This window comes from Bacillus sp. FJAT-45350 (assembly GCF_002335805.1).
Taxonomy (GTDB): Bacteria; Bacillota; Bacilli; order Bacillales; family NISU01; genus FJAT-45350.
Genome location: NZ_NISU01000009.1, coordinates 2,167 through 3,446 on the forward strand (window position 1 = coordinate 2,167; position 1,280 = coordinate 3,446).

Below are 1,280 nucleotides of genomic sequence, written 5' to 3' on the forward strand. Positions count from 1 at the left end.
AGTACATCATACGAGAGAGAAGAGGAACCTATTACTCTAATTTTATTCTGATGTAGTAGTGTAGTATTTCACTCTTGCGCTTACTTTGGCTTAGAGGCTTAACCCGTTAAGTGCTATTCTTAGTTTTTTTCTAAAAGTCTTATATCTTTACACTGTTAAATAATAGACTAACTTTTAAATGTTTTTTGGGCTGTTAAATCATGATTTGAGTTGGTTTTAATTCTCCTCTAAAAGTTTAAACTTTTAGAGGAGAATTAAAAAACAGGTAACTGATTTAATCAGTTACCTGTTTTTTTATGAGACATACTGTTTGGTAATTGTAGTATTTACATGTCCTGCCAATTGCGCCACGATTGAAAGGTCTACTCCTTTTTGGACTAAGTCATAACAATAGGTGTGGCGTAACATATGTGGGGTTAAATCATATTGTTTTAAAGTATGTTGAACTGTTCGAGTCGCTATCCTTTTGTTGTAACCTGATAAAAATAGGGACTCGTTGTCATCATCTCGAGTTTCGAGATAAGATTTTAAATAACCAACTACTGTTTGTGTCAAAGGTAGGGTTCTATAACCATGTCCTTTTGAATTTACTACCGTTAATTGTCCTGTATATCCGTTACTATTAAATTGAACGTCAGACTTATTTAACTTACAGAACTCAGATACTCTAATACCTGTTTCTAAAAATGTATAAACCATAGCTATATTACGTTTATTCCTACTTTTTTTAACATTGATTAGTAACTTCTCGATATCATATTTCGTTAAAAATTCCGAATTTCTTTCTGTGTCTACTTTTTTAACTCGACGAATATCTTTAGTAATTTCTAGTTGAAATGTAGCATCAAAGATTTTTATCGCATTATAGATTTTATTAATGGTAGAAGTACTTCGTCCTTCTACTTCTAAATAATCTATATATGACTGAACATCAACATTATTAATTAATTTAATATCTTTCTTTTGTTCTGTTAACCAATTACAAAATGAATGGATTGCACCACAATACGTTTTAATTGTATTTTCAGAGCGACCTTTTTGATAAAGATAATTAGCGAAAAGGTCAAGTATTTCTTCTGTGGTTCCAGCGCATTTTATATTCAATCTAGATTCCTCCTTCTTACCCTTAGTCAGAGGATACCTTATTGTTAGAATTTTGTCAAATTCTGCGCAACTTTATATTTTTAGGTCACAAAAAAAGAGACCAAAAAATGGGTCTCTTTTTTATATGGATTTAAATGTGAAATTTATGTATGTATGGTGCGGGTGAAGGGACTTGA

The 1,280-nt window shown here is 31.0% G+C and carries 1 protein-coding gene; it reads right to left on the minus strand.

Features of this window, described 5'->3' with window-relative positions; all coding sequences use genetic code 11:
* Window positions 1-294: 294 nt before the first annotated feature.
* On the minus strand, window positions 295-1,104 hold the full coding sequence (locus tag CD003_RS21435) for a tyrosine-type recombinase/integrase (protein WP_096203299.1): 810 nt from the start codon (window positions 1,102-1,104) through the stop codon (window positions 295-297).
* Window positions 1,105-1,280 lie beyond the last annotated feature (176 nt).